Genomic DNA, 25340 nt, shown 5'->3' with positions numbered 1-25340 from the left:
ACTCCAGCCATTGGTAGACCTCATCTCTCTATCCTTCAGTTTATCTGATCTGTATCTACTCAAATTTAATTTGGTATCAAATACTCAATGGAGTGATGTATAAGCAAGCAGTTACCCTTTACAAGGGTGTTGATGGATAGCTGGTTATGCGACTCAGAAACTGTTCGCGTAGCGTGCCGAAGGCTTAGGCGCAGATTGATCAACTGAGGAAGGTGTACTACTGTCCGCTCAAAACGAATCGGCGCGTGGATGATAGTGACAGCACCACGCCCTATCAGCGCCTAGATAAACTGGTCTGGAGCGACCAAGAGTTAGAGCAAGACAAGCTCATCAAACTGCGTGGGTTTCCTCAAGACAAGAAGGTAAAACTATTCCGGGTTACTGTTTCTACCAACTCCGGCGGAGTTTGTCGTGACCAACGACTTATCTCAAGCTTCTACGGATGCGGTACAAGATGCGTGTGGCATCCGTTGGAAGATTATAGATGCTTGCTTCCCGTAGGGTAGAGTTTCACCGCGAACTCAAGCAGTGGACTGGCGTGGAAGTGTGTCAATGCGGCAAAGCGCGGATTCAGCGCAATCATATTGCGTGTGCCTGACTTGTTTGGGGTCGCCTCCAAGCATTGGCGAAGCCTCTCCTTTGGAGAATCGCTTACCAAGCAGGGAAAACGGTTTATTTATATCAAGCAGGGAATGCTCTCAGATTATCTGATTGCCCAACTCAAACATCCATCTGTTCAAATGACTCTTGCGTAAGTCCTGAAAGAGTTTGCTGGGCAAAGGTTGGAGGCAATAGCCAGTCTATCAAGTAGGGACTTCTGCCCTCAAGTCGAGTACCCAGTTCTGACAGTTTCAGTCAAGATAGTAGACTCGCTTGCCTAAGCTAGTGCAACGAATAGAAAGTTATGCAACTGTAAGGTGAGTATTTTGCCCGCGTAGACTCCTAGCCTACACTACAGGTGTTGCAGAATTTATTACTAAGTCTACCAGGGCATACCTTTACCTGAGATCGTGTGAATCTCGCTCCAAACAATACTTAGCAAAACGGATGGCACTTCAGCCAGCGACAGTTGCCGTTCTTGCTGAAGGAAAAATAAATCTCCAAGCTGCACCTTAAAATCGTCTTGGTTTACGGGGGGATGACCGGAACAGGCGATAACGGCTGAGAGATTCAGGCTCTCAAACTGCTTGCGATATTCTACTGTCCAGCCGTGTTCAAAGTCTTCGCTGTGGGGCAGATAGCCAAGCTGCATCGCTTGATGGCGAAGTGGATGTTGATCGAGGGATCGTCCGGCAAAATCACTGATAGCTATAATTTGCTGGCTGGCAGCGGGGGGAGCATACACGGCTGTCCAGCGTTCAAATAGCGGGTTGATTTGGGCGGCGGTTAGGTGCTGCTGCCATGCCTGGATTAATTCCGGAGCCAGTAAAGTTGCCTGAGCCAGCCGCACGATCGCCGTTGGAGACAGGGTAATCAAATTTCCCTCAACATCCACGATCATCTGATCTGCTTGCGGTCGAAAAGTTTGGATTGGCTGGGTTGAGTGGTCGGTGAACCCTGCCCAGATCACCTTTTGGCACAAGCGCCCGCAGATCGGATGAACACGCAAAAATAGTTCCCAATCGGCAAACGTCCAGCTTCGCTGAGTGCAGAGGGCTTCGTAGAGGCGGACTTGCTGCTGCGATCGCACGAGATCCACTTGCTTTTTGGTAGCTGCCCACTGTTGTTTGGCGGCTTTCACTTGTTCCGCATTGTCATCTTTGTGGGCGGTAGGCAGGGATTTCAGCACTTTGCCACTGTGATCGGTCAAAATCAGCTTGCATTCCCTATCTAAACAAGCCATGAACTGGCGAGCGCCATAGTTCAGCAGCAGCGATCCATCCTCCGCCAGCCCACACCAGGGAATGGTGCGATCGCCCAGATCTGACAGCGTCCAGCCTTGCCGCTCTGCCAACTGTTGCACACACTGCTGGGCGGCTTCCTGAATTTTCTGGGTGCGAAAGCGGTTGGCGATCGCCAGCAACAACTGAATTGCCGCAGAATCATTGCTCCATGTCAGCATTTGCACTAAGGCGAGACACTGGGCTAGGCGATTGCCGAAGTAGGTTTTCAGGTAGCGATTGATCACAGGAACCATCGCTGCCCCGCCACAGGCTCCCGCTACTGCCAACACGCCTTTCTCTTTGGTGGCGCTCGTAACCTGGGTATCCTGATTGATCCAGCTTTCCAGGACAAATTGCCCAAACTGCTGGCGATCGTCGGATTGCCAAAGTTTGGCGTATTGCCTTAGCAGGGGGCTGGGTTCCGGGTTTTTCTGCTGATAGCTCTGCACAATAAACCAGGTCAGGATTTGGCGATCGACGGGTTCGCCTGTGTCCTGCCAGTGAACCGGGGGAAGCAACGAAAATGGGAACCAGGCTAGTGCTTTAGGACGGGCTTTTCGCAATCCGTCTTGAGCTTCTTGCAGCAGGTGGGATCGATTGAGAAACTCTTCGATCGCAGCGCCCAGTTTCTCCAGCGATCGCAGTAGCGCATCTCGCACCGCTCCAGTGGTGCGACGAAGCAGGGCAGCCTGAAGTTGAGGAATGACCGTGCGATCCTGAAGGCGGGTCAGCCAATGGATTGCGGTGATCTGCACGGCTGGATCGCTGTGGTCGATCAGTTGATGCAGATGTTCCTGGGTTCCGGGACGACGATCTAGGCAGCGCTGAGCCAGAGGCATTTCGACTTGCAGCCCGTTCAGCGCCACCTCCCACAGAGGCGGCACAAACCGAGTCGGTAGCTGGGGAAACTTCTCTAGAATCCTGAAAAGCTGCCGTCGAGCCGATTGCTCGTGGATGTAGTAAAGCTGAGGAAAGGGAGCCAGCCCCCACAGCAAGTCCAAAATCGGCAGGCGCTCAGCGAAGTATTCCCAAATCGCCCGATCGCCCCAGCCCCAGAACGGCATCTCCTCCCGGTTCAACATTTTCCAGGCGATCACCTCTCCCGGAATGCCCAGCACTTCCAGCCCCGCCGCCAGATAGCGCAGGCTGCTATCGGGGCAACGGTGTTGACACCAGTGCTGTAGATCGGCGTTGATCTCCCACTCCTTCCAGTACCACGCCTGGGGGATTACGGCATTGGGAACTGTCTCGGATTCGATCGACATCAGTTGCAGGAGCAGGAGCAGGCGAGTTACCTGGATCAGGTCTAGCTGCGGGATTTGGAGCAGTTGGCGAAACTGAGCCTCTATTTGGGGATGAATCAGGTAGTGGTAAATCGGAACGATCGCCAGACACTCCTCAGCTGTACCAAACTGAAGGCACTGAAACACGCGATCAACCCAATCATCCGAGGGCGGTTGCGGCTGGGGAATCTCCGGGTAACGCTGACACTCCGTCGCGTCGTACTTTGCCTGGGCTAACTCGTAGCAATGATGCAGCAGAGTGTGGATTACCTCGCCCACGATCGCAGGCAAAGGGTTCGCCAGTTCCACCCCAGGCAAGGGGGATAACAGGATTTCTGGTTCCGGTGCACTCAGGCTGTCCAGATCCTGCAATGCCTGCTGAATGGCATCTCGCACCGTTGCCGTCTGTTCAATTTCCAGCCGTGCTTCCAAAAAGAGACGCGACTCTGCGCCGATCAACTCGCCCAGAAGTCTGATGGCATGTGCCCGTTCAGCGGTTCGCCCCGTTTGGGCTTTCGCTTCGACAAAGGGAACGACCGCGATCGGCTCTCGCTGTAGCACCCTCAGGGCAGCGGTGCGTTCCTGCTTAGAACTCCCGGTGGCGCGATCGACCAGTAGAGCCGCCACCGGAACTGGGGACATCTGAGAGACGGTCAGCATATCCAGAGCATGAAGGCGTTGCTCCAAGTCTGGATGCTCCAGCGCGGCGCGGATCACGCTCTCGTACTGGAGGCTGTAGGCGCTGAATTGCGGCAAATTGACCCCGATCCAGGCTAATCGCACCGCCATCTGTGTGCCCTCCTCATGCACATCCGCTAGAAACACCCAGCGAACCAGCGTGTCTGGGGCTTCTCCCCGCCGCCGCAACAAAGACTCAATCACCTGGGCGGTAACGACAGACGGTAGGGCAATTGGTTCCAGAGCAAACCTGAGTTGACTCAGATCAACAAGACAGATCAGAAACAACGCCAACCAGCCCTCCACCGGGGATCTGTGCCATTTCAGATTTTCAGTCTCGATCTCGTAGGCGCGGGTCAGCCGATCGTAGAACTCAATGTCCTGAGTTGTCAGGCTGTGCAGCAGTTGCGATCGCAAACCATAGGACGGTGCTTGATACCAAGTGTGGGGCGAACTACGCTCATCCAACATGATGAAGCGCTCTTGCAACTGCTGCAAAACAGCAGCATCCCCACCCTCAACCAGATACTTCAAAATTGCCTGGGGAATCGGTGCTTGATACCGCTCAAAATCTTGCAGGATCAGTTGGATCGACTGCTCTGATACCGCGATCGTGCTGCCCGAATCTGCCTCTTGAACCATCGTTGTGTCAGCCCCATAGGGTATGTGTTGTTCCACCCTAACGGCTGCCTCCTAGCCTTGTCTCTAACTATTGCTAATTCGTTATCGGTCGTGTTCTAGAGTTGTTGTTTCAGGTTAGGCAGTTAAGAGGAGGTAAGAGGAGGTAAGAGGAGGTAAGAGGAGGTAAGAGGAGGTAAGAGGAGGCAGTAAGTGTTGGAGAGAACTGATGTAGAGATAGGAAAAATGGAGGATGAGTCAGTGCTTGGAAAAAAACTAAATGAATTGGATAAATAAGTTGCGTTTGAGTATGGATATGGGTAGAATGGTGGTAGAAATTAGACGTTGAGACTCTCCCTCATGGGTAAACGCTCTTGGCTCGAACATCTCATTAATAACGATTATTTGCCCACGATCTCACGCCTGGAAAATACGCCCACAGGCAGGCAGGATGCGAAAAAATGGGCGGATTGGATGAAACAACAGTGGGCACAGCATGGGCTGCGGACGCTCAAACAGCAGCAGTCCCTGATGGATAGAACGCGCAGGGTCATTAAAGACCAGTTCGGAGAAGACCATTTTGCATTGGAGTCTATGCGGTTTTCGACTGAGGAATATGTCCAAATTAATCATGAGAAGCAAGGGGTGGTGAGCGATCGCAATGAACAGGTGCAATTCCTCGACAATCCGGATGCGATTGTGGCTCAGGCGGTCAGACTACTGGACTCCCCAGAGTGGGCGGATGTGGCAGCAGGTTTATCGGTGTTGACGGGTAGACGCAGTTCTGAAATCCTCTCAACCGCAGAGTTTGTGCCCAAGACGCAGTGGAGTGTCACCTTTACAGGGGCACTCAAACGACGGGGGGAAACCCAAATCCTCAGTTTTGAAATCCCAACGTTGACCACCGCAAAGAAGGCTTGTAAGGCATTGGAAAAGGTCAGACACGAATTGCCGGAGGCTCAAGGGTTATCGCCGCAGGCTGTTAATAGTAAGTATGGGCAGGCAGTGGCTAGAGCGTGCGATCGCCACTTTGCCCAGTTGGTGCCAGTCAGGGAGGGGAAAGATAATCTCTATACCCATCTCTTCAGAAGTATCTACGCTACGATCTCGACCTTCTGGTACTGTCCCCCACGAGTCAATGAAACTGAATTTAAGGCACATATTCAAGGGCACTTTGCGGTGCTCGATGAAAACAATCCGGAATTGAGGCGATCGCTTGCAGCTTCCAGGCATTACTCGGATTACGAAATTGCTGATAAGGTGATCGCGAACTATGGGGGCAAGCGCAAGGGCATCAAACTAGGGGTTGGAGGCATTGAGGTGATTGAAGCATTTAAGGTCGATGAAGTAGTCGAACTATTGGAAGACTTGCCATCGAAGAAAAGCAGAAAGCTGGCATCATCCGTCCGCGTGTGGCAAGACGATAAATCGTTGCTCCATGACATTTTTGAACGGTTGGGGTTGGATGGGGAGTTACCCCAGCCGGAAAAAGTGGGACTTCTACTGGGGTGGGTGAAGGAGCGGTTGGAAGCGGAGCGAGAAGAGTCAGGGATCTCGATTGAAACGGAAGAAATAGAGGAACAGGGGCAGGAAAGCGACCACACCGTTGAACAAGAGCCAGATGTCAAACCAGAGGAGCGATCGTTAGAACAGGCAACGGTAGTCGGTGGGTTGGAGATGAAGATCGACAAGCTGGTGGATGTGATGACTCAGTTCATTCAAGTTCAAATGCAAATTCAACCTGCCCAAGCTCAACCCATCGCACCCCGGTTTACAGCCCCTAAACCGCCTGGTTTCAAGGAGATGAAACCTCAACAGGTGGATGAGCAAACATCAGACGATGAGCCACAGCCAAAGCGCAGGATGCGGTCAACGGAAACCGATGAAATTATCAATCGGGCAATTGATGCAATTGTTAAGCACAATAGCATCCCCGAACTACCGCATGACCAGAAGTGGGCAATTACGATCAATGTACTGAAATCATTTGTCAAAAGCCAACGAAAAATTGAACACATTCTGCAAGCCAGGAGGGATGAAATTGACCACCACCATCAACATCACCAAATTGAAGCAGAACGACACAATCTCAGGCACAGAGGAAAAAAACCAATCACCCATATCATTTCAATTTAATGAGATGCCTTTCTCTAGCTTCTCCACTTTGTATCGATAACAAACTGTTGCTGATAGTTTTAACGGTGGTTGTTGGGTAGCTGCTGCGGTGGTTGGAAATCATCACCAGTCCTGGGTTCGAGCAGCCAGCAGGATTGCCTGACGCACAATATCCCCATGAGTCTGCCCTGGAATTCCATACTTGAAATCCCTGGATAGCAACGGGGCGATCGCGTGGTATTCATCCAGATTCCAGGGTGTGGTGGCGGCAGGCAACGAAATGAGATCCCGTCCACTAGGGAAATAGTCTCCTAGCCGTTGGAAAGTTGCCACCAACCGTTGGTTCTGCTCTTCTTCTGTCCGTTGAACGCCAAAGGCTTTGTCTGCCCGCCGTTCAATGGACTCGACCGCGCAAGCTCCCAATAACCGAGCTGCCTCTGCATTCCCTGCGGTGGCTTCCTTCGTCCAGAAGGCGATCGCGAGATCAATTGGAATCAGGTTAATGCGGGTTCGCTCTCCTTCAACAGGCAGTTTTACGGGTGTGAAGTCTTTGTAGGGCAATGCTTCTGGCGATTTGGAGCCTAAAAATTTACGGACGTAGTTCTCGTCTTTCCCCGGCAACTCGCCCACCTGCGTCTGGCTGAGACCATACTCTCCATCGGGAAGTTGGAACACTTGCAGGGTTCTATCCCCTAACTCAATCGTGGCTCGTCTCGCTTTGATCACTGCACAACAACTTCCACCTTCTAAGGAATCGGCTTGTTCTAGCCGTAAGGGAAAAAACTTACTTTCGGGGTGACAACAAGGCTAGAAGGAAGACTGAATCAAGCTCATAGCCCTTAATCCTCGCAAGAAAAAGACCCGCTTTTGGGGTTTAAAACGACCATACAATCCAATCGAGAAATCACTGTGTCGTTTTTGAGCGCGTCCGGTTTCGGGAACTCGACCCACATAATGCTGGACTTGCTTACGACGAATCTGCTTACCGTGACCCGTTGCCAGAGTGTAAGCGATGGCGATCAACAGCACAATCGCCAAGAACCGTTGACCTGTAAGTTGAGTATCTTCCAAGTGGTAGCCGCCTGACTTAAAATCTCGAAACATGGGTTCAATGGAGAACCTTTTGGGGTAACACTCCAAAGCCGCTTCAAGACTCTCAAGGTTGGTGAGCAGATACCAGACTTGATTCGCTTTACCCTGACGGTACACTCGCTTCCATCGCGTGACCAAATTGAAGCGACCAAAACCCTGCTGTTGGGTGACTTGCACTTCATGAACCGCAATGCCTGGAAACTGGGGTAACTCATCAAGACGGGTATACCCAGCATTGGGAAATTGCTCAACCGTCGTACTCTTGGGCAGTCTCAGTATGTTGCCTCTATTCTACCAAGCTTGTCTATCAGCCCAACTGTCCCAGATTCATGTGATTACCCTTCAAATGTTGGTCGAGTTGTTGCAGAAAGAACGCCAAGTCTCGCTCGAACGGTTAGCAACCCTGTTTGCTCAACCGATTCAATTTGAGAGTCGTCGTCGTAACTTGCAACGGTTTCTGATACTGCCGCAATTGAGTATCAAAGGGATATGGATTCCAATTGTAAGTATTGGCTCAAGCACCACTTTGAGCGAGGACAACGGTTGTTGGTTGTGATTGACCACACCCAAGGTCAGCACCATAATTTGCTGATGGTCAGCGTAGTGGATTTACGCCCAATGAATTTGTGGCGGAGAATATCAATGGCTATCCCAATTTCTCAGAAGAGCTTTTCACTCATCTAAAAATGTCTCCCATTAAGGAAGTCGTGGACAGTTGGCTTAACAGTCGTGGGCATCGATGCAATCTGCTCTATGCTGAACCCACCGCTGGAGCGATCGGCTGTTACAAGGACAAGTTTTTTTTAAGGGGTCAACACTCAACGGTTTGGTCAAGGATGTCATACAGCAGCAGAAGGCAAGAAATCCTCGCAAGGAAATCCACTGCAACCCGGTGAGGTTTAGGCTAAAACCAGAAAGTTAGACCCAAACAAAATTGCCTGAAGTGCAATTTACACCGTGTCATCTTTCCATCCACACGCAGGGCAATCCCAGTGAACAGGCTCTGAATCGAGAGGAAATGGGTTGCGACACTCAGGGCACAGACCCGTAAAAAGAGGATGCCACAGCAACAGTTCTAGCTTTTGCGCTCGGCTCCATCGTTGCGAGGGTGAAATGACAAGCTCATTCCCATAAAAACTGGCTTCCTCTGGTTCCCACCATTCCCCATTTAATAAGTTCGGATCTGGTTCAAAATCGACACACTGTTCACTACTTTCTTGCACTCCATAGGGATGAACCGCACAGAAAAGATGAGGGTTATGGGTATTGTTAAAACAACACTCACATTCGGGTAACTTGTGAAATGGGCTTTGCTTACTCATTGCTCAACGACCGTTCAACGACCATGATTTGACAATTATTGGGATGTCAACTTTTTAAAATACATTTACTGGCGATCTCCTACGTAGCAAATTGGGGCTGCACCGCCTGGTTTAGAGTAAGCAGAACGTCTACCACAGGATCGCCCTCGACTATCCGTGTCGTAAGGACAATCACAACTGCCGCTAGCCGATTCTCGTATTGGAGTGGTGGAATCGATGGTAGCAACGGGTGAAGGTTCAACACTTACTTCAGGCAAAGGAGTTCCTGAGCTAACTGGTTCTGTCGGCTCAGGCTTTTTCTCAACTATTTGGGGGGCTGAGGATGGAGAAGGGGATGAAGTGATCGCAGTTTTGGGTTGACTAGACGGAGTTGGAGTTGGACTCGGCTGAACGGGTACAGGTGCGACTTTAATGGACTGGGTTTGAGTGGGAACGCCCATCACAAGCAGAAGGAGAGCAAAAATAAACACGGCGACTCTGCCTAACAAGTTTTGCCACCAGTTAAATCGACTTGTGATTTTCCAAAGGGGAGGTAAGAAAATTAAAGCCAAAAAGAGAATACCTAGCCCACTAAGACCCGAAGTGAACAGCCCAACCAGTCCAACCAGTCCGAAAAATCCAAACCAACTCCAACCGAGGAAAGTTAAAGCCTTTTTCAATAAATCCATCTTTAAATCCCAAAACTACTAACCTGGAAGTCCCTGTTACTTTCGCCAGAGCTTGAATGACCCTATTCATTACCGCTGCGATCGCCGAAAATCCCACGGCTTCTGATTCTCTCCAGCCCACACACCCACCCGTTTAGATTGCGCTTCCTTCTCAGCATCCGCTAAAATCTCACTTCCATTCGGGCAGCGATCGCTATATTTCGCATAGTGATATGCCATTCCAGCCCGCACGAGTTCATAATTCAACAGTTTCTCTTCTTCCGTGCCTTCCCTATCGCTCATTTTTCTAGGCGATCTCAACCTGCCCCCCTGGTCGCCCTATTACAGTCGGTTCGTTCGTCGTACCAAACTTCACAATACTCGCTTAGGGTTTGGTATAGAACCTTCCTGGATTGAAGCGGCAACCCATGTGCATTATCCACGATGGGTGACGGCTCTGGTTAAATTGTCGATCGACCATATTTTTGTCAGTTCAGATATCCAGGTTGTGGATTGCACAACCAGTCAAGCTGCCAATTCGGATCATCGAATGCTGTGGAGTGATCTAGCGTTATAGGATGGTTGGGGATAAGAACAAATGTACGCCCTCCCATGGAGTGACAAATCTTTTTCCCTCATCCCTAAATCCCTTCTCCCACAAAGTAAGCGGACGGTGTATCACTTCGCTCCACTCGCACGCTTTGCAGCTCGATTCCGCTCAACCTTACCCTTCGGACGCTGGATTCTCCGGACGCAACTTGCTGCGGGGAATTGACCCGCAGAGATTAAAGAATTTTTTGCCCCATCGCGTCAAATGCCTCAACCCTGGCTGCTGCCGCTTTACTCGTTAGGTAATCTTCGGCAAACAGCGACCAAACCATCGAGTCTCGTTTGCATCCCTCATGATCTTCTTCTCGCTGCCGCAGGGTTACTTCATGAGTAAAGCCCAATTTCCGTGGAACCGCTGCGCTTGCGAGGTTGGTTGGAGCGCAGTGAATTTCTACTCGCGTGACCTGGTTCACCTCAAAGGCAACTTTAGTCAAAGCCGCTGCCGCCTCGGTTGCTAACCCGTGATTGATGTGATGGGCACCAATCCAGTACCCAATCTCTAGCGCATCGTCGTAGCTGTCCGTATGCAAACCGATCGCTCCCAGCACTTGGGTTTCGTCAAGATTGAAGATGCCATAGTTAAAGTTCTGTCCCAAATCGAACTCGCCACGAGATTGCCTAAGCCAGCCTACTCGCTGCTGCAAATCTTTGGGTTCCTTACGCGCCCACAGTAGCCAGACTTTAAGATGCTCTAAACTTTGGGCGATCGCGGTTGATAACAACGATGCATCTCCTGGATTCCAACAGCGCAGAACCAGTCGTCCAGTATGAATTCGATAGGCTGGACTGAGATGTTCTACTGGCATAATAGTTAAAACTCCTGCTGCTGAACCGGTTAAGAGTCTCTACAGCAAACCCGGTTCCCAATCCAGACGCTGATGCAAATTACGTCAGCAGCTTACTACAGCCTGATTGGACTACACTTGGACTCAAGTAGTACAGAAAATCTCATGCTACAAGCGTAATCCTGACCTGTTTACCCACCTGCGATGTTGATTCTGTGGTTGACTCATTGCTCGTGGCGCAACTATTCAAACTCTACAAGCCTATTAGTAAAATTGATGAGTTGCCTGACCGATTAGCGATTTTGGTAAGTATTGATACTTGTCCAGCGCATATGACCTTTTTTACATAAATCGTTGCCATACGCCAATCAGACAAGGCGGTTCAGGATGTTATCCATCATAAATGACCGATAACATCCTTTATTTCCAGGATTAACCATCAGATGTGAAGGTTAATACCCCAAGAACTCGGGCTTAACCTGCGAATTTTCTGTTTAATTCCGGCTTTGTTGCATGATTGAGAAAACAGTCAAGCTTGGACTTGAGAAGGTCAGGGAATTAAACCTTGACCTCGTAGCTAATGGGTTTAGCGATCTGGATCATGCGATTTAAGGCAGCACATTTGATAAATAGCTCTGCTGCCTGGTTATCAAATTTACGGGAATTAAGATTCCCGCCAAAGATCGTTTTGAAACGAAACATCGTGGTTTCAGCCAACGAGCGGCGATGGTAATTGCTCTCTCGCTTCCAGGCTTTGCGCCCACCTTTGCGGATGCGACGGAGATTTTCGTCCCGGTTGTACCGCGCGGCTTTAGAGTTGCCATGCTGCCAGATTTTGGCTCCTTTACGTGGCGGAATTGCGGCTCTGGCTTTGCGCTCTCGAATCCCATCGTAGCACTTGCGTTGGTCGTAGGCTCCATCTGCCGATACCTGCTCAATCTCATCCTCAATCCCATCGAGAATGTCGGCTAGCACTGCTCCATCGGTCCTATCGTTCGTGGTCACCACTGCTGCCAGGATTTCGCCTGTTTCCTCATCTACTCCTAGATGCAACTTGCGCCAAGTGCGGCGCTTGCTGACTCCATGTTGGCGGGTTTTCCATTCTCCTTCCCCATACACTTTTACCCCAGTCGAATCGACTACCCCATGACGGGCACCGCTCTTCGGCAGCACGGGTAACTCGATGGCAAGCTTACCCACTCGCCGCGACAGCGTGCTGTGGTCTGGCACCGACCACTCAATGTCCATCAATTCAAAAATGGATTCTAGAAATCCCTGACATTGCCGTCCCGCCAGTCTATACACGGCTTTCACCGTTGCCATCGTCATAATCGCCAAGTCACTATAGTAGACAGACGCTCCGGGCTTACCGCTCAAGTATGGGTCAATCCATCCCTCTAGCACCGCTTCGTTAATCCAAAAGGTGAGACTTCCCCGTTGCTTAAGTCCAGCGTTATACTCAGACCAGTTGCGGATGCGGTATTGAGCTTTCATGGCAGTTTTTGATGTGGTAATTAAAACCTACCATCTCTCTCCCTTCCGCAACCCCTCTTTTGTGCAACAACGCCTTTAATTCCTTAAAAAGAGGGTATTATCCCGTAGAATCGCCAGATAATTCTGAGGAAAGTAAGTGCTTATCTACCAGATTTGACGTTGACATAGTTTAGACGGCTCTGGTGTCTGGTGTCTGGGGAGTGTACCTTCAAAGATTACTTGTTAGTGTTTTGTATCAAGTCAGCCTGTTTATGTCAGCAAAAAGAGATGGGCGGGGCGATCGCACCAAGCAGCATTTAGTCCACGAACGCATCAAAATCACCAAATAAACAAGGAAAACATGAGCATCATCACGACCAAAGACGGCACGGAGATTTACTACAAGGATTGGGGCACAGGACAACCCATCGTCTTTAGCCACGGTTGGCCCCTGAGCGCAGATGCATGGGAATCGCAGATGTTTTTTCTTGCCTCGCACGGTTATCGTTGCCTCGCGCACGATCGTCGCGGTCATGGTCGATCGAGCCAACCGTGGAGCGGCAATGAGATGGACACCTACGCCGACGATCTGGCGGAGCTTTTTGAGGCGCTGAATCTTAAGGATGCGGTGATGATCGGGCACTCCACTGGCGGCGGCGAAGTGGCACGCTTCATCGGACGCCACGGGACATCGCGTGTCGCTAAAGCAGTGCTGATGGGTGCAGTGCCACCCATTATGCTCAAGACAGAAGCGAATCCGGGCGGGCTGCCCATTGAAGTCTTTGACGGCTTTCGTGCGTCGTATCTGGCTGATCGATCGCAGTTCTTTTTGGATGTTGCCAGCGGACCATTCTTTAGCTTCAATCGTCCTGATGCCAAAGTCTCCCAAGGGCTAATCTACTCTTGGTGGATGCAGGGCATGATGTCTGGACACAAAAATGCCTATGACTGCATTAAGGCGTTTTCGGAAACAGATTTCACAGAGGATTTGAAGAAGTTTGATGTGCCGACGCTGATTATTCATGGCGATGACGATCAGATCGTGCCAATTGGTGCTTCTGCTCTCCTGTCTGCAAAGCTCGTTAAGAATTCGACGTTGAAGATTTACCCAGGTGGGTCGCATAGCCTGGGAGATACAAGTAAGGAGCAGCTCAATGCAGATTTGTTGGAATTCCTCCAGTCTTGATGCCAAGGCGCTGATATGAGACATCACAGTTAAAGATCCGAACGGGGTGCATTCTCGTATGTTCGCACCCGTTTTAGACAACTCTGTTAAGCTCCAACTACAACAACACGCATAACCATGAAAAAACTAGACGGAAAAATCGCAGTCGTGACAGGGGCATCTAAAGGCATTGGTGCCGCGATCGCCAAACATCTGGCAGCCGAAGGTGCAGCCGTGGTTGTCAACTACGCATCTAGCAAAGCAGGTGCTGATCGCGTGGTTGACGAGATTGTTAGTACAGGTGGAAAGGCGATCGCAGTGCAGGCAAATGTTGCTAAAGAGGCAGAGATTCAACAGCTTTTTGCTGAAACGAAACAAGCCTTTGGCAAGCTCGATATCCTGGTCAATAATGCAGGCATCTACGAATTTTCTCCGCTTGAAAGCATCACTGAAGAACATTTCCATAAGCAATTTGATCTGAATGTGCTAGGCTTGCTTTTGACCTCACAGCAGGCCGTGAAGCACTTTGGCGAAGAGGGCGGTAGCATTGTCAACATTAGTTCAATTGTTAGCACTCTGGCACCCGCGAACGGCTCGGTCTATAGCGCTACCAAAGCAGCGGTTGATGCCATCACAAAGTCGCTTGCCAAAGAGTTGGGTTCTCGCCACATCCGCGTCAATGCCATCAATCCTGGCATGGTGGAAACGGAGGGTACATACACCGCAGGGATTATCGAGAGTGAAGGTCGCAAACAGACTGAAGCGCTAACCCCACTGGGTCGAATCGGACAGCCACAGGATATCGCCTCTGCGGTCGTCTTCTTCGCATCTTCTGATTCAGCCTGGATCACGGGTGAAACGCTGTACATCACGGGTGGTCTTCGGTAGCTTGAACGGCATTAGTTGTTTGTCGATAGTGGCATAGCACAAATCTAAATGGGTGTGATGGTTTATCTCCTTGCTCTGGTTATCGGCATTATTGCGGGTCTGCGCGCCATGACTGCGCCCGCTGCAATGAGTTGGGCAGCCTATCTGGGTTACCTCAATCTCGGCGGGAACTGGTTCGCTTTTATGGGCTACCGCTTCACGCCATGGATTCTCTCCGTACTGGCTTTGGGCGAATTTGTGACAGACCAGCTACCTTCCACGCCCAGCCGCAAAGTACCTGTTCAGTTTGGGGCTCGCCTTGTCAGTGGTGCGCTCTCGGGAGCCATGGTAGGGGTCAATGGTGGCACACTCTTAGGCGGGTTAGTGGCAGGCAGTATCGGTGCTGTGATTGGCACGTTAGGTGGTGCAGCGATGCGTTCTCGGCTCGCCGCTGCCTTTGGTCGTGACCTACCGGCGGCGCTGATCGAAGATGCCATTGCCATCATCGGCGCAATTTCAGTGGTGGGGATGTTGCGATGAGTCAGTCCTTTGATGCCCTGATTGTTGGTGCCGGTCAGGCAGGCCCACCGCTAGCCGGACGGCTGACTGCGGCGGGAATGAGGGTAGCGCTGATTGAGAGACATCTGTTTGGCGGCACCTGTGTCAACACGGGCTGCACACCCACTAAAACGCTGGTCGCTAGTGCCTATGCCGCTCATCTTGCTCGCCGCGCCGCCGACTATGGTGTGATAATCGCGGGGGAAATCGATGTTGACATGAAGCGAGTGAAGGCGCGTGCTGACGCCGTTGCGGCAAACTCTCGGAATGGTCTTGAGGCTTGGCTTCGCAGTATGGAACGTTTGGCGGTGTTCCAAGGGCAGGCTTGCTTCGAGGATGCAAACACGCTGCGGGTCGGAGACGATCTCCTCACCGCACCGCAAATTTTCATCAATGTTGGGGGACGGGCACGGGTGCCTGAGATGCCCGGTCTGCAAGAGGTTGATTATTTGACCAATACCTCTATGCTGGCGCTGGATAGTCTCCCACGTCATTTAGTGGTGGTGGGAGGTAGCTACATTGGGCTGGAGTTTGCCCAGATTTACCGCCGCTTTGGTGCAGCGGTCACAGTAGTTGAAAAAGGCCCGCGCCTTGTTGCTCACGAGGACGAGGATGTGTCTACCGCAATCCAAGATATTCTCGAAGCCGAAGGGGTGCAGATTCGCACAAGGTCTGAGTGCATTGCCTTTGCGCCCCATCCTGAAGGAGTGGCTGTGCGTGTTGACTGCACCGAGGGGGAACCCGAACTGATTGGCAGCCATGTTTTGCTTGCGGTCGGACGCCAGCCTAACACCGACGATCTGGGTCTCGATCTCGCTGGGGTCACAACTGATACCTACGGCTATATCACAGTCGATGATCAGCTCCGCACAAATGTACCTGGTATTTGGGCCTTGGGCGACTGCAATGGTCGGGGTGCATTCACCCATACGGCTTACAACGATTTTGAGATCGTCGCTGCTAATCTACTTGACGGTGTTGCAAAACGGGTGAGCGATCGCATCCCCGGTTATGCCCTCTATATCGATCCGCCACTGGGACGCGTTGGCATGACAGAGGCGCAGGCGCGAGCTTCCGGTCGTCCGCTGCTCATGGGCACAAGACCGATGATGCGAGTTGGTCGCGCGATCGAGAAGGGTGAGACCCAGGGCTTTATAAAAATCGTGGTCGATGCCGAAACCCAGCGCATTCTCGGTGCGGCAATCCTGGGTACGGGTGGCGATGAGGCAGTTCACGGACTGCTTGATATGATGAATGCCGACCAGCCCTACATCACCCTGCAAGGGGCTGTACCCATTCATCCAACGGTGTCTGAGCTTATTCCCACAGTTTTGGGCGAAATGCAGCCACTTCCGTTGCTTGCAAAATAACTACATCTGCCCAGTCAATGCCGACATAGGCAATATAAGGAGCGTTTGCAATCGCAGGTAAAAGATTCGATTGTTTCATATTGACATCCTGAAGGAACTGGACTGAGATTAGACTCGAATGCCCGACTTCATTCGAAAGAGTTATGGCAAGGTTCGAGAACGCCTAGCCCTGAGGATTCGTGAGGTGAAGCAGGGGTAAGAGGCGTTCTGCCGCTTCGTTTAGTCGTGTTGGCAGTAGGTTGAAGAGCAGTTAAAATCTCGTAATTGTGGAGAGGCTGGTTAAATTGCTTTTACACAAATTTGGAGAGAGGAAGTTGGTACTGTCACTCTTTCTTCAATTAGCTCAGTGGGTGTAGCTCTTGGCGGCCCGACACCCCAGTTAAACTCCTGCCACTTTTCCGCTCACGCAGCAGCAGCCTAACATTTTCTTGCATTTTGTATAGCAAATAACACTTAGTTTGGTAATCTAGGCACTCTTAAAGCAGAGGTATCTTTAGGGGTTTCTCTACTTCAGAAAAAATTCTATGGGAACAACAAAGTTGCAACCGAGGTTTGTGTAAGTAAATCCTCTACAGGCATCAGGAAACATTCCTTGCCCCCCCAGCCGATTGGTTACTCTGCTTTATAGGTTTAACAGAAGAAGCTATGCGGGAAATCGTTAACAATCTCTTTTCGCCTAACCAGTACATTCCCCACGGTCATTGCTACCTGTGGCAATCTCCGCTCGTGGGTTTGCACATCGTCAGCGATTTACTGATTGCAATTGCTTACTTTTCTATCCCAGCAATGCTGCTTTACTTTATTCGGCAGCGCCGAGACACTCCTTTCCCAAAAATCTTTGTGCTGTTTGGAGCCTTTATTCTGCTGTGCGGCACAGGGCATTTACTCGAAATCTGGACTCTTTGGCAGCCGACTTATTGGCTCTCCGGGATTGAGAAAGCCATGACGGCTTTAGTCTCTTGCTACACTGCCCTGAAGTTGGTCGAGTTGCTGCCGGAATTTTTGGCTTTACGAACTCCAAGGGAATTAGAAGCCGTTAACCGAGAATTGCAAGCGCAAATCGCCATTAGCGAATTGGCTCATCAGGAGCTTCAACAATCTGAACAAACGCTGCAAGCGATCGTCACTGGAACCGCCTCTGTGACTGGAGAAGCGTTTTTTCCAGCTCTGGTGCAAAATCTAGCGACTTCTTTAGACGTACCTTACGTTTTAGTTTCGGAAATTATTGACCAGCAGCCTCAAGTGTTGAAAACGCTAGCGTTTTGGGCAAAAGAGCAAATAAGGGCAAATTTCGTTTATGAGATACCAGGGACTCCATGCGGGTGTGTGGTCGATCAAGCGACGTTATGCTACTACCCCGGACCAGTTCAGGCATTGTTTCCCACGGCAGATCCATTAAAAGTGTTGAAGGGTGAGTGCTATGTTGGTGCACCCTTGCTGGATAAAGATCAGCACATTATGGGAGTGCTGTGTATTGTGGGCGATCGCCCGTTGAGCAATGAAGAAAATGCGAAAGCTATTATCAAAGTGTTTGCCGCCAGAGCAGCGGTTGAACTCCTACGGCAACGAGCAGAAACGGCGTTACACCGAGCTTATGACGAATTAGAAGGGCGGGTTCAGGCACGCACAGTTGAGTTAGCAAATACTAACTCAGCCTTAGCAAGCGAAATTCAAGAACGAATCGCGGCTGAAACTGTCCTACGTCAGCAGGCGGAACATGAACAACTGATCGCAGCAATTACTCAACATATCCATCATTCTTTGGATTTGCAGGAGGTGCTCAGCACTACGGTTGCCGAAATTCGACAAGTGTTGCAAACCAACCGGGTCTTGATTTACCAACTACATTCTGATGGAAGTGGTGAGGTTGTAGCAGAATCGACTGGCACAAAATGGAAGTCTTTCACAGGTATCAAAATTCATGACGCTTACTTTGCCCAGACTTATCTTCAGCTTTATCAACAAGGGCGCGTTCAGGCAGTCGCAGATATTTATGCTGCTGGGTTAACTCCCTGCCATATTGAGTTACTAGCAGGGTTTCAGGTCAGAGCAAATTTAGCAGTCCCGATTGTTCAGGAGAAGGCGTTGTGGGGATTATTGGTTGCTCAGCAGTGCGACACGCCACGGGAATGGCAGCCGATTGAGATTGAGTTGCTTAAACAGGTGGCAACTCAAGCCGCGATCGCCATTCAAAAATCTGAACTGTATCAGCAAGCCCAACTAGAAATCGTACAGCGGCAGCAAGCAGAAGATAGCCTAAAGCATCAAGTTGAGCGAGAGCGGTTGATTGAGAAAGTCACGCAGCGGATTCGCCAGTCTTTGAACTTGGAAGAAATTCTCAACACAACGGTTCAGGAGGTCCGACACCTTCTCCAAGCTGATCGGGTGCTGCTCTATCAAATTCATGCGGATGGCACTGGTAGCGTCATTACGGAGGCAGTTACAGCAGACTGTAAGCGCTTTTAGATCAGCCTTTACCAGAAGAAGTTTTTCCTCAAGCCAGCCATCAATTGTACCAACAGGGGCGCATCCGGCGGGTTGTAGATGTTGAAACTGATGAGATGTCACCCTGTTTGGCAGTCACCCTACGACAGATTGGGGTGAAATCAAAATTGGTGGTGCCAATCTTACAGGGGGAAGAGCTTTGGGGGTTGCTGATTGCTCATCAATGCAGCACTTCGAGATCATGGGAGGATTTTGAAGTTGATCTGCTGAAACATTTGGCAACTCAAGTGGAGATCGCCATTCAACAGTCTAGTCTCTTCGGACAAGTCCAGCAAAACAACAGGGTACTAGAGCAACAAGTTCAGGAGCGTACTGTACAACTACAACAGGCACTGGCTTTGGAGGCAGCACTCAAGCGCATTACTGATAAAGTTCGAGACAGCTTAGATGAAAGCCAGATTTTACACACCGCTGTTGAGGAGTTGATCCAGCTACTACAGGTGGATTACTGCGATACCGCCCTTTATAACCTAGAGCGAGGCACCTCTACGATTTGGTATGAACAGGGACACTTGCCGATAACAGGTCAGAATCGAGTGGTGCAAATGGTCGATTTTCCTGACATATATCCCCAGTTGTTGCAAGGTCAATACCTGCAATTCTGCCAAGGCACATCTGATGCAATTTCCTCAGTCCCGCAGAATCGTGCTGCCATCTTAACTTGTCCCATGTTTGATGATCAGGGGGTGATTGGTGATTTGTGGCTGTCTCATGGGGAGAGCCGTAGTTTTAATGAGCTGGAAATCCGATTGGTGCAGCAGGTCGCCAATCAGTGTGCGATCGCGCTTAGGCAGGCTCGGCTTTACCAAGCGGCTCAGGCACAGGTCGAAGAACTAGAAAAACTCAATCGACTGAAAGATGATTTCTTGAGCACAGTGTCTCATGAGTTACGCACGCCTATGTCCAGCATCAAAATGGCAACTCATATGCTGGAAATTGTGTTGAAACAAGCCGGGTTGCTGGATATAGAATCGAGTCCCGCCGTTCGCTATTTCAAGATTCTTCAAGATGAATGCCAGCGAGAAATTGGACTGGTTAATGACTTACTCGACTTAGCTCGCTTAGATGCGGAAACAGAACCGTTAATGCCGACGACCATCGATTTTCAACTCTGGTTACCCACCATGATTGAACCTTTTACTGAACGTGCTCTAAACCAGAATTAGCAGCTAAGAGTGCACTTTGCTTCAGACTTACCGCTCCTAACCACTGATGTCTCTTATCTAAGACAAGTTTTGACGGAACTGCTGCACAACGCCTGCAAGTACACCCCGCTTGGAGAGAAGATTACGGTTGAAACGACTGTCACTGAAGACAACTGGCAGTTTAGCGTAAGTAACTCTGGTGTGAAAATTCTTGCCAGTGAATGCGAACAGATTTTTGATAAGTTCTACCGTATTCCCAACAACGACCCCTGGAAGCATGGGGGGACAGGACTGGGCTTAGCGTTGGTCAAAAAACGGGTGAAGCTTTTGGGGGCAACGATTCAAGCTGAATGTGAGACCGGACAGATTCGTTTTACCATAAAGCTACCCATCAATCCTGGCGCATCTGAAAGCAGCAAGATTTCTGCTTTAGTGAGCTGATTTAAAGGAGCTACTGGCAAGACGTTCGATCCCTAAAATATAGGTTGCAAAGTTTCCGGCTTCAGACAAAATGCCACAGGGGTGCAGAATTAGTAATCTTTATAGAAAAAACAAGTATATCTATAATGAAGGATAGCTATTTTGCTGATCCAGTTCACTTGCTGCATCAGGTAACTTGTCGAATCCACGCCTCTTTGGATGAGCGTGAACTCCATCAAACCATTGCCCAAGAACTTTGTTGTGCCTTAGAGGGAGACTGTGCTGAGTTAATTCTCTATGACCTGGACACTCAAACGGTGGTTGTAGCTGCCGCTTTTTGTCGGATTCAAGCCGATCAGGAAATACTGAAAGCACCTGTGGGGCTAACTCTACATTTAGGGTTGGAGCTAGAACAGCAAAGTGCACGGAATTGCCATAATCCTTGGATCGTACAGGATGTGGCAGTGGCGCAGATATCAGAAGCAGAACGCCTCTTGCTGCAAACAGCGGGAATGCATTCCTTGCTGATGATTCCTATCGTTCATCAAAATCGACTTCTAGGAACCGCCTGTGTTGGGCAAACGATTTCCTGCCGCCTCTGGACAGCCGATGAAATGCATTTGGCAAAGTTAGTCGCTGAGCAGGCAGCGATCGCGCTGCATCATGCCCGTCGCTACAGCGAATCTCAACATCAGGCACAACGAGAGCAGGTGTTGAACCACCTTGCCCAGCGGATTCGCAAATCTCTGGATCTGGACATCACAATTAACACAACACTGGCTGAATTACTCAGTTTAATCAAGGCAACGCTGATTTATTTTGCAGTCCCGGCTTCTCAAAGTTCTACCCTGCTTCAGGTCACTCATCACGTCGAGATTAATAACGGGTTGTCTCAACATCCATCTTGTCAACTGAAGCAACTGGGGCAGCCGAATTCATCTCGCCAGGAAGCCGTAATCGCAGTTGAGACAGAAATTGAACTAAGAGCCTATGGTGCCACCTTCGGGCAACGTGTGTTGAGCCAGGACATAGTAGTGGTAGCCAATACCCAATCTGATGATATTGATCGGCAAAGCCAAGCAACCTTTCAACAGCAACACGTAGGAGCTTGGCTGAGTGTACCCGTGTGGTATCAAGAGCGGCTTGGCTACCTGATTGCTTTGAAACCAGAACCTTGCAACTGGACTAAAGATGAGCAAGCGGCACTGGAAGCCGTCGCCAATCAACTGGCGATCGCGATCTCGCATCGACAGTTTTATGCCCAAACTCAACAACAGGCACAGCAAGCCCAGACACAAGCTGAACAACTAGCTCAAACGCTCAAGCAGCTTTATGAAACTCAATCTCAGCTAATTCAGAGTGAGAAAATGTCCAGCTTGGGACAAATGGTTGCTGGCATTGCCCATGAGGTGAATAATCCCATTAATTTTATCTACGGTAATATTCCATTCGTGACTCAATATACTGAGCAATTGCTGACGCTGATTAACCTTTACCAAGTGCATTGCCTTGACACCCCCAATGAAGTAGCTGAGTTCGCTGCGGCAGTTGACCTGCCATTCATTCAGTCCGACTTGATGAAAATTTTGGGTTCAATGCGGACAGGAGCAGATCGCGTCAGGCAAATTGTCTTGACGCTCCGCAACTTTTCTCGTTTGGATGAGGCTGAGAAGAAATTCGTTGATGTGCATGAAGGACTCGAAGCCGCGCTCCTTCTGCTCAATCATCGGCTTAGACCCCATATTCAAGTGGTTCGCCACTATGGCGACCTACCACTAATCGACTCTTACCCTGGACAACTTAATCAAGTATTTCTCAATCTCCTGAGTAATGCGATCGATGCTGTGAATTCTGTTGCTCCCTTCAGTTCCACCCCAGGTCAAATTACGATTAGCACCTGCGTTGTTTCAAACCCTGCGTCTTCAAACAATCGAGTTCAAATCCGTATTCAAGACACAGGTTCAGGCATTCCACTAAAGTACCAGTCGAAAGTGTTCGATCCGTTTTTTACAACCAAACCCGTTGGCTCAGGCACGGGGCTAGGCTTATCCATTAGCTACCGGATTATTGTTCACAAGCATCAGGGCAACCTCTGGTTTGAAACCCATTCCAGTAGCGGTACAGAATTTATCATTGAGCTACCCGTCGTCAGGAATCAATAGTATGAATGCATAGGATCTGAGGTTTTACCACTGGAAACCTGCTATGAGTAGGGTTTCCGCCGCTTGACTATTCAGCGGTTTAGAGAAGAAATATCCTTGTCCTTGCTCGCAATGCAACCGTCTCAAATGGGCTAATTGCTCGGCTGTTTCGATTCCTTCTGCGACTACATCCATACCTAAGTTATGAGCCAACGTGATAATTGCCTGAACCACCTCAGCATCTTCAACCGCCTCCCGCATGGTGCTGACAAAGGAGCGATCGATCTTCAAAGTGTTAATAGGAAACTGACGTAAGCGACTCAAGGAAGAATAGCCAGTGCCAAAATCATCAATGCACAAATGCACCTTAAGCGCCTGAAATTGACGGAGCAAAGCCGCCGACTCTGCATTATTCATGATGCCGCTCTCGGTAATCTCTAGCTTTAGATGATTTGAACTTAGACCAGTATCCTTGAGAACCTGCTCAACTTGAGCAACTAAATTTGGCTGTGAAAACTGTTTACTAGAGAGGTTAACGCTGATGGTTAGCGTTGAGGCAGTTGGAAACTGGGTCTGCCACTGCCGTAGCTGTCGGCAAGACTCGTACAACACCCACTGCCCAATCGGAATAATCAGTCCCGTCTCTTCTGCCACCGGAATAAATTGGGCTGGGGAAACCAGTCCTTGCTCTGGGTGCAGCCAGCGCACTAACGCTTCAAATCCAATGATCCTGCCCGTTGTTAATGAAACAATTGGTTGATAATAAACCCGTAGCTCTTGCCGTTCGATCGCCCATCGCAAAGCCATCTCTAACTGCAACAGCGACATGGCTTGGTTATACATGGCTGTATCAAATAGGGCAGAACGAGCTTTACCGTGCTCTTTAGCGTGATAGAGCGCCGCATCAGCATCACGCAACACCTCTTCGGGTTGAGCATAGCCAGTCACACTGGAGGTAATGCCAATACTCGCCGTTGTGAATACCTCATACCCATTCAAGTTGAAGGGCAGTTTCAAAACCTGGTGAATTTGTTCAGCCACTTTTTCGGCATCGCTTGTATTTTTAATGGGGTCGAGTAGAATCGTAAACTCATCTCCCCCTAATCGAGCAATTGTATTCTCCGGGCTAAGGCAACTGGCTAAGCGTTGGGCGATCTCCACTAGCAATTGATCCCCTACCAAATGACCCAAGCTATCGTTAATCACTTTGAAGCGATCTAGATCGAGAAACAGTACGGCAAACAGGTGATTGGAACGCCGTTTTGCTCGCGCGATCGCTTGCTTGAGTCGATCCATAAACAGCACACGATTGGGTAAACCCGTTAGGGCATCATGAGAAGCATCATGCACTAGCCGCTCTTCCATCCACTTGCGTTCGGTAATGTCGGTAGCAATGCCATCAATCCGAATTGCCTGACCTGCCGGATCACAAATTACACGACGGCGCTCATACAGCCAACGCACAGTGCCGTCAGGTCGAATAATTCGATATTCCAATTCGTTGCTCTGCTTCTTTCGTAGGGCTTGAGTTGCAACCCGGACTCGCTTCTGATCATCTGGGTGAACAACCTTCATCCATAGATCAGGATCGTCAAGAAATTCAGTGACTGAACGATTGTAGATTTTTTCAGCCGCAGGATTGAGGTAGAGTGTCTCGTGAGTCGTTGCGGACATCGACCATATGACATCTTCAAGGGAACCAAGAATTCCATTGAGGCGTTGCTCACTCTCTCGCAGACCCACCTCTGCTCGTCTACGATCCGTTACATCGGTCAGCATTCCCAGGGCACCGATATAGTTTCCCTGCTGATCAAACAGGGGGGCAGTTGAGAGAATTGCCCATAGCTCCGTTCCGTTTTGGCGACGGAATTTAAAGTCATGCATTTCATGAATGCCTTGCCGCCGCCGTTCTAGATAAAGGTTAGCGAACGCTATGCCTTCGTCATCCATGAAAGCGAACAACGGTTTGCCCAACATTTCATCAGTGCTGTAGCCCATCATGGTTGCCGTCTGTTGATTGACATAACTGGTATTGCTGTCTTGATCGAGCGTCCAGATGCCCTCTGTTGCTGTCTCCACAATCCGGCGATACTGTTCTTCTTGCTGACACAGGGCAGCTTCGGCTTGTTTACGCTCTGTCACGTCTGTTTGGATACCGACAAAGTGAGTTAAATATCTCTCTGCATCAAACACGGGCGCAATGTGCAGTTCATTCCATATAGGGGTTCCGTCTTTGCGGTAGTTTTGCAAGGTAACATGACACTCGCGCTGTTCCTGAATGGCAGTTCGTAATTCTTCCACCGCTGGCTGATCGCGATCGCCGCCTTGCAGAAAGCGACAGTTCTGACCGATGACTTCATCCGCCTTGTATCCGGTCATGGTTTCAAACGCCGGATTGACGTAAATCAGCGGATTATCTGGCTGACTGGCATCTGTTAGAACCACACCGTTACTGCTAGCCGCGATCGCCCGCTCCATCAAATGTAATCGGGACTCCGAGTGATGCCGGGAAATAGCACTGTCAAGCACATTTACGATCAACTTTAAAAAGTTGATGTCGTCTTGAGTGAAAGTCTGAGGTCGAGTTGTATAGCTCTACAAATTCGTGTTGAGACATACAATTGGGAAAGAAGAACATCAAGTAACCCGTATGCCTGCCCCCTA

At 50.0% G+C, this 25340-nt stretch carries 21 protein-coding genes; 12 read left to right on the top strand and 9 right to left on the bottom strand.

Annotated features, from left to right (window positions below; all coding sequences use genetic code 11):
* Nucleotides 1–982: 982 nt before the first annotated feature.
* Entirely contained in the window at nucleotides 983–4522 is a 3540-nt protein-coding gene (locus AB3R30_RS23830) for a DUF4132 domain-containing protein (protein WP_458651708.1), read from the bottom strand.
* A gap of 300 nt (nucleotides 4523–4822) precedes the next feature.
* On the opposite strand from AB3R30_RS23830, the gene AB3R30_RS23825 reads away from it, so the two are divergent.
* Nucleotides 4823–6598: a protelomerase family protein gene (locus tag AB3R30_RS23825; protein WP_458651707.1), complete on the top strand. Its 1776-nt coding sequence runs from the start codon at nucleotides 4823–4825 to the stop codon at nucleotides 6596–6598.
* 102 nt (nucleotides 6599–6700) lie between these two features.
* Here AB3R30_RS23825 and AB3R30_RS23820 read toward each other — a convergent pair whose 3' ends face one another.
* Nucleotides 6701–7303 (bottom strand): hypothetical protein, encoded by a 603-nt coding sequence (locus AB3R30_RS23820; RefSeq protein WP_458651706.1) that lies wholly within the window; start codon nucleotides 7301–7303, stop codon nucleotides 6701–6703.
* An 81-nt stretch (nucleotides 7304–7384) separates the two neighbouring features.
* Nucleotides 7385–7846 carry a transposase gene (locus tag AB3R30_RS23815; RefSeq protein WP_458651705.1) on the bottom strand — a complete coding sequence of 154 codons (462 nt, stop codon included), beginning with the start codon at nucleotides 7844–7846 and terminating at the stop codon, nucleotides 7385–7387.
* Nucleotides 7847–7946: 100 nt separating this feature from the next.
* On the opposite strand from AB3R30_RS23815, the gene AB3R30_RS23810 reads away from it, so the two are divergent.
* Nucleotides 7947–8225 carry a hypothetical protein gene (locus tag AB3R30_RS23810; protein WP_458651704.1) on the top strand — a complete coding sequence of 93 codons (279 nt, stop codon included), beginning with the start codon at nucleotides 7947–7949 and terminating at the stop codon, nucleotides 8223–8225.
* A 394-nt stretch (nucleotides 8226–8619) separates the two neighbouring features.
* Here AB3R30_RS23810 and AB3R30_RS23805 read toward each other — a convergent pair whose 3' ends face one another.
* The 3 genes from AB3R30_RS23805 to AB3R30_RS23795 all read right to left on the bottom strand — a co-directional run bounded on the left by AB3R30_RS23805 (nucleotide 8620) and on the right by AB3R30_RS23795 (nucleotide 9941).
* Nucleotides 8620–8991, bottom strand: coding sequence for a hypothetical protein (locus AB3R30_RS23805; RefSeq protein WP_458651703.1), 372 nt, complete (start codon nucleotides 8989–8991; stop codon nucleotides 8620–8622).
* Nucleotides 8992–9056: 65 nt separating this feature from the next.
* Nucleotides 9057–9659, bottom strand: a complete 603-nt coding sequence (locus tag AB3R30_RS23800) for an Asp23/Gls24 family envelope stress response protein (RefSeq protein ID WP_458651702.1) — start codon at nucleotides 9657–9659, stop codon at nucleotides 9057–9059.
* Nucleotides 9660–9728: 69 nt separating this feature from the next.
* Nucleotides 9729–9941: a thermonuclease family protein gene (locus AB3R30_RS23795; RefSeq protein WP_458651701.1), complete on the bottom strand. Its 213-nt coding sequence runs from the start codon at nucleotides 9939–9941 to the stop codon at nucleotides 9729–9731.
* Between AB3R30_RS23795 and AB3R30_RS23790 the strand changes: the two genes are divergently transcribed.
* The gene (locus AB3R30_RS23790; RefSeq protein WP_458651700.1) at nucleotides 9922–10215 is read left to right on the top strand and encodes an endonuclease/exonuclease/phosphatase family protein; all 294 of its coding nucleotides are present in this window, start codon (nucleotides 9922–9924) and stop codon (nucleotides 10213–10215) included. The genes AB3R30_RS23795 and AB3R30_RS23790 overlap by 20 nt on opposite strands.
* Before the next feature lie 208 nt (nucleotides 10216–10423).
* On the opposite strand, the gene AB3R30_RS23785 is transcribed toward AB3R30_RS23790, so the two are convergent.
* Together AB3R30_RS23785 and AB3R30_RS23780 are read right to left on the bottom strand one after the other, a co-directional pair.
* Nucleotides 10424–11053: a GNAT family N-acetyltransferase gene (locus AB3R30_RS23785; RefSeq protein WP_458651699.1), complete on the bottom strand. Its 630-nt coding sequence runs from the start codon at nucleotides 11051–11053 to the stop codon at nucleotides 10424–10426.
* Nucleotides 11054–11590: 537 nt separating this feature from the next.
* Nucleotides 11591–12526, bottom strand: coding sequence for an IS5 family transposase (locus AB3R30_RS23780; RefSeq protein ID WP_458651698.1), 936 nt, complete (start codon nucleotides 12524–12526; stop codon nucleotides 11591–11593).
* Nucleotides 12527–12726: 200 nt separating this feature from the next.
* Between AB3R30_RS23780 and AB3R30_RS23775 the strand changes: the two genes are divergently transcribed.
* From AB3R30_RS23775 to AB3R30_RS23735, 9 genes are all read left to right on the top strand, one after another.
* Nucleotides 12727–12855 carry a hypothetical protein gene (locus AB3R30_RS23775; RefSeq protein ID WP_458651697.1) on the top strand — a complete coding sequence of 43 codons (129 nt, stop codon included), beginning with the start codon at nucleotides 12727–12729 and terminating at the stop codon, nucleotides 12853–12855.
* An 11-nt stretch (nucleotides 12856–12866) separates the two neighbouring features.
* Entirely contained in the window at nucleotides 12867–13691 is an 825-nt protein-coding gene (locus AB3R30_RS23770) for an alpha/beta fold hydrolase (RefSeq protein WP_458651696.1), read from the top strand.
* Between the two features lie 117 nt (nucleotides 13692–13808).
* Complete coding sequence (locus AB3R30_RS23765) at nucleotides 13809–14558, top strand: SDR family NAD(P)-dependent oxidoreductase (protein WP_458651695.1); 750 nt, start codon at nucleotides 13809–13811, stop codon at nucleotides 14556–14558.
* A 237-nt stretch (nucleotides 14559–14795) separates the two neighbouring features.
* Nucleotides 14796–15077, top strand: coding sequence for a hypothetical protein (locus tag AB3R30_RS23760; RefSeq protein ID WP_458651694.1), 282 nt, complete (start codon nucleotides 14796–14798; stop codon nucleotides 15075–15077).
* Nucleotides 15074–16465, top strand: a complete 1392-nt coding sequence (locus AB3R30_RS23755; protein WP_458651693.1) for an FAD-containing oxidoreductase — start codon at nucleotides 15074–15076, stop codon at nucleotides 16463–16465. Before AB3R30_RS23760 ends, AB3R30_RS23755 begins: the two co-directional genes overlap by 4 nt.
* Before the next feature lie 645 nt (nucleotides 16466–17110).
* The gene (locus tag AB3R30_RS23750) at nucleotides 17111–18931 is read left to right on the top strand and encodes a GAF domain-containing protein (RefSeq protein WP_458651692.1); all 1821 of its coding nucleotides are present in this window, start codon (nucleotides 17111–17113) and stop codon (nucleotides 18929–18931) included.
* A 44-nt stretch (nucleotides 18932–18975) separates the two neighbouring features.
* A complete protein-coding gene (locus AB3R30_RS23745; protein ID WP_458651691.1) occupies nucleotides 18976–20136 on the top strand; it encodes a GAF domain-containing sensor histidine kinase in 1161 nt (386 codons plus the stop codon).
* A 9-nt stretch (nucleotides 20137–20145) separates the two neighbouring features.
* Complete coding sequence (locus AB3R30_RS23740; RefSeq protein WP_458651690.1) at nucleotides 20146–20556, top strand: sensor histidine kinase; 411 nt, start codon at nucleotides 20146–20148, stop codon at nucleotides 20554–20556.
* A gap of 125 nt (nucleotides 20557–20681) precedes the next feature.
* Nucleotides 20682–22697, top strand: coding sequence for an ATP-binding protein (locus tag AB3R30_RS23735; protein ID WP_458651689.1), 2016 nt, complete (start codon nucleotides 20682–20684; stop codon nucleotides 22695–22697).
* A 24-nt stretch (nucleotides 22698–22721) separates the two neighbouring features.
* Here the strand turns inward: AB3R30_RS23735 and AB3R30_RS23730 are convergent, their stop codons facing one another.
* Entirely contained in the window at nucleotides 22722–25205 is a 2484-nt protein-coding gene (locus tag AB3R30_RS23730; RefSeq protein WP_458651688.1) for a sensor domain-containing protein, read from the bottom strand.
* Between the last annotated feature and the right edge of the window lie 135 nt (nucleotides 25206–25340).

The sequence above is a fragment of the Sivoneniella epilithica UHCC 1019 genome (genome assembly GCF_040830845.1).
Classification (GTDB): domain Bacteria; phylum Cyanobacteriota; class Cyanobacteriia; order Leptolyngbyales; family Leptolyngbyaceae; genus ULC077BIN1.
This window is presented reverse-complemented; position numbering and strand designations above follow the sequence as displayed.

Bases quoted from the DNA above. Each gene is read 5' to 3' on its own strand.
- AB3R30_RS23825 (WP_458651707.1), top strand. From the start codon at position 4,823: ATGGGTAAACGCTCTTGGCTCGAACATCTCATTAATAACGATTATTTG.
- AB3R30_RS23810 (WP_458651704.1), top strand. From the start codon at position 7,947: ATGTTGCCTCTATTCTACCAAGCTTGTCTATCAGCCCAACTGTCCCAG.
- AB3R30_RS23805 (WP_458651703.1), bottom strand. From the start codon at position 8,991: ATGAGTAAGCAAAGCCCATTTCACAAGTTACCCGAATGTGAGTGTTGT.
- AB3R30_RS23800 (WP_458651702.1), bottom strand. From the start codon at position 9,659: ATGGATTTATTGAAAAAGGCTTTAACTTTCCTCGGTTGGAGTTGGTTT.
- AB3R30_RS23795 (WP_458651701.1), bottom strand. From the start codon at position 9,941: ATGAGCGATAGGGAAGGCACGGAAGAAGAGAAACTGTTGAATTATGAA.
- AB3R30_RS23785 (WP_458651699.1), bottom strand. From the start codon at position 11,053: ATGCCAGTAGAACATCTCAGTCCAGCCTATCGAATTCATACTGGACGA.
- AB3R30_RS23780 (WP_458651698.1), bottom strand. From the start codon at position 12,526: ATGAAAGCTCAATACCGCATCCGCAACTGGTCTGAGTATAACGCTGGA.
- AB3R30_RS23770 (WP_458651696.1), top strand. From the start codon at position 12,867: ATGAGCATCATCACGACCAAAGACGGCACGGAGATTTACTACAAGGAT.
- AB3R30_RS23765 (WP_458651695.1), top strand. From the start codon at position 13,809: ATGAAAAAACTAGACGGAAAAATCGCAGTCGTGACAGGGGCATCTAAA.
- AB3R30_RS23755 (WP_458651693.1), top strand. From the start codon at position 15,074: ATGAGTCAGTCCTTTGATGCCCTGATTGTTGGTGCCGGTCAGGCAGGC.
- AB3R30_RS23750 (WP_458651692.1), top strand. From the start codon at position 17,111: ATGCGGGAAATCGTTAACAATCTCTTTTCGCCTAACCAGTACATTCCC.
- AB3R30_RS23735 (WP_458651689.1), top strand. From the start codon at position 20,682: ATGAAGGATAGCTATTTTGCTGATCCAGTTCACTTGCTGCATCAGGTA.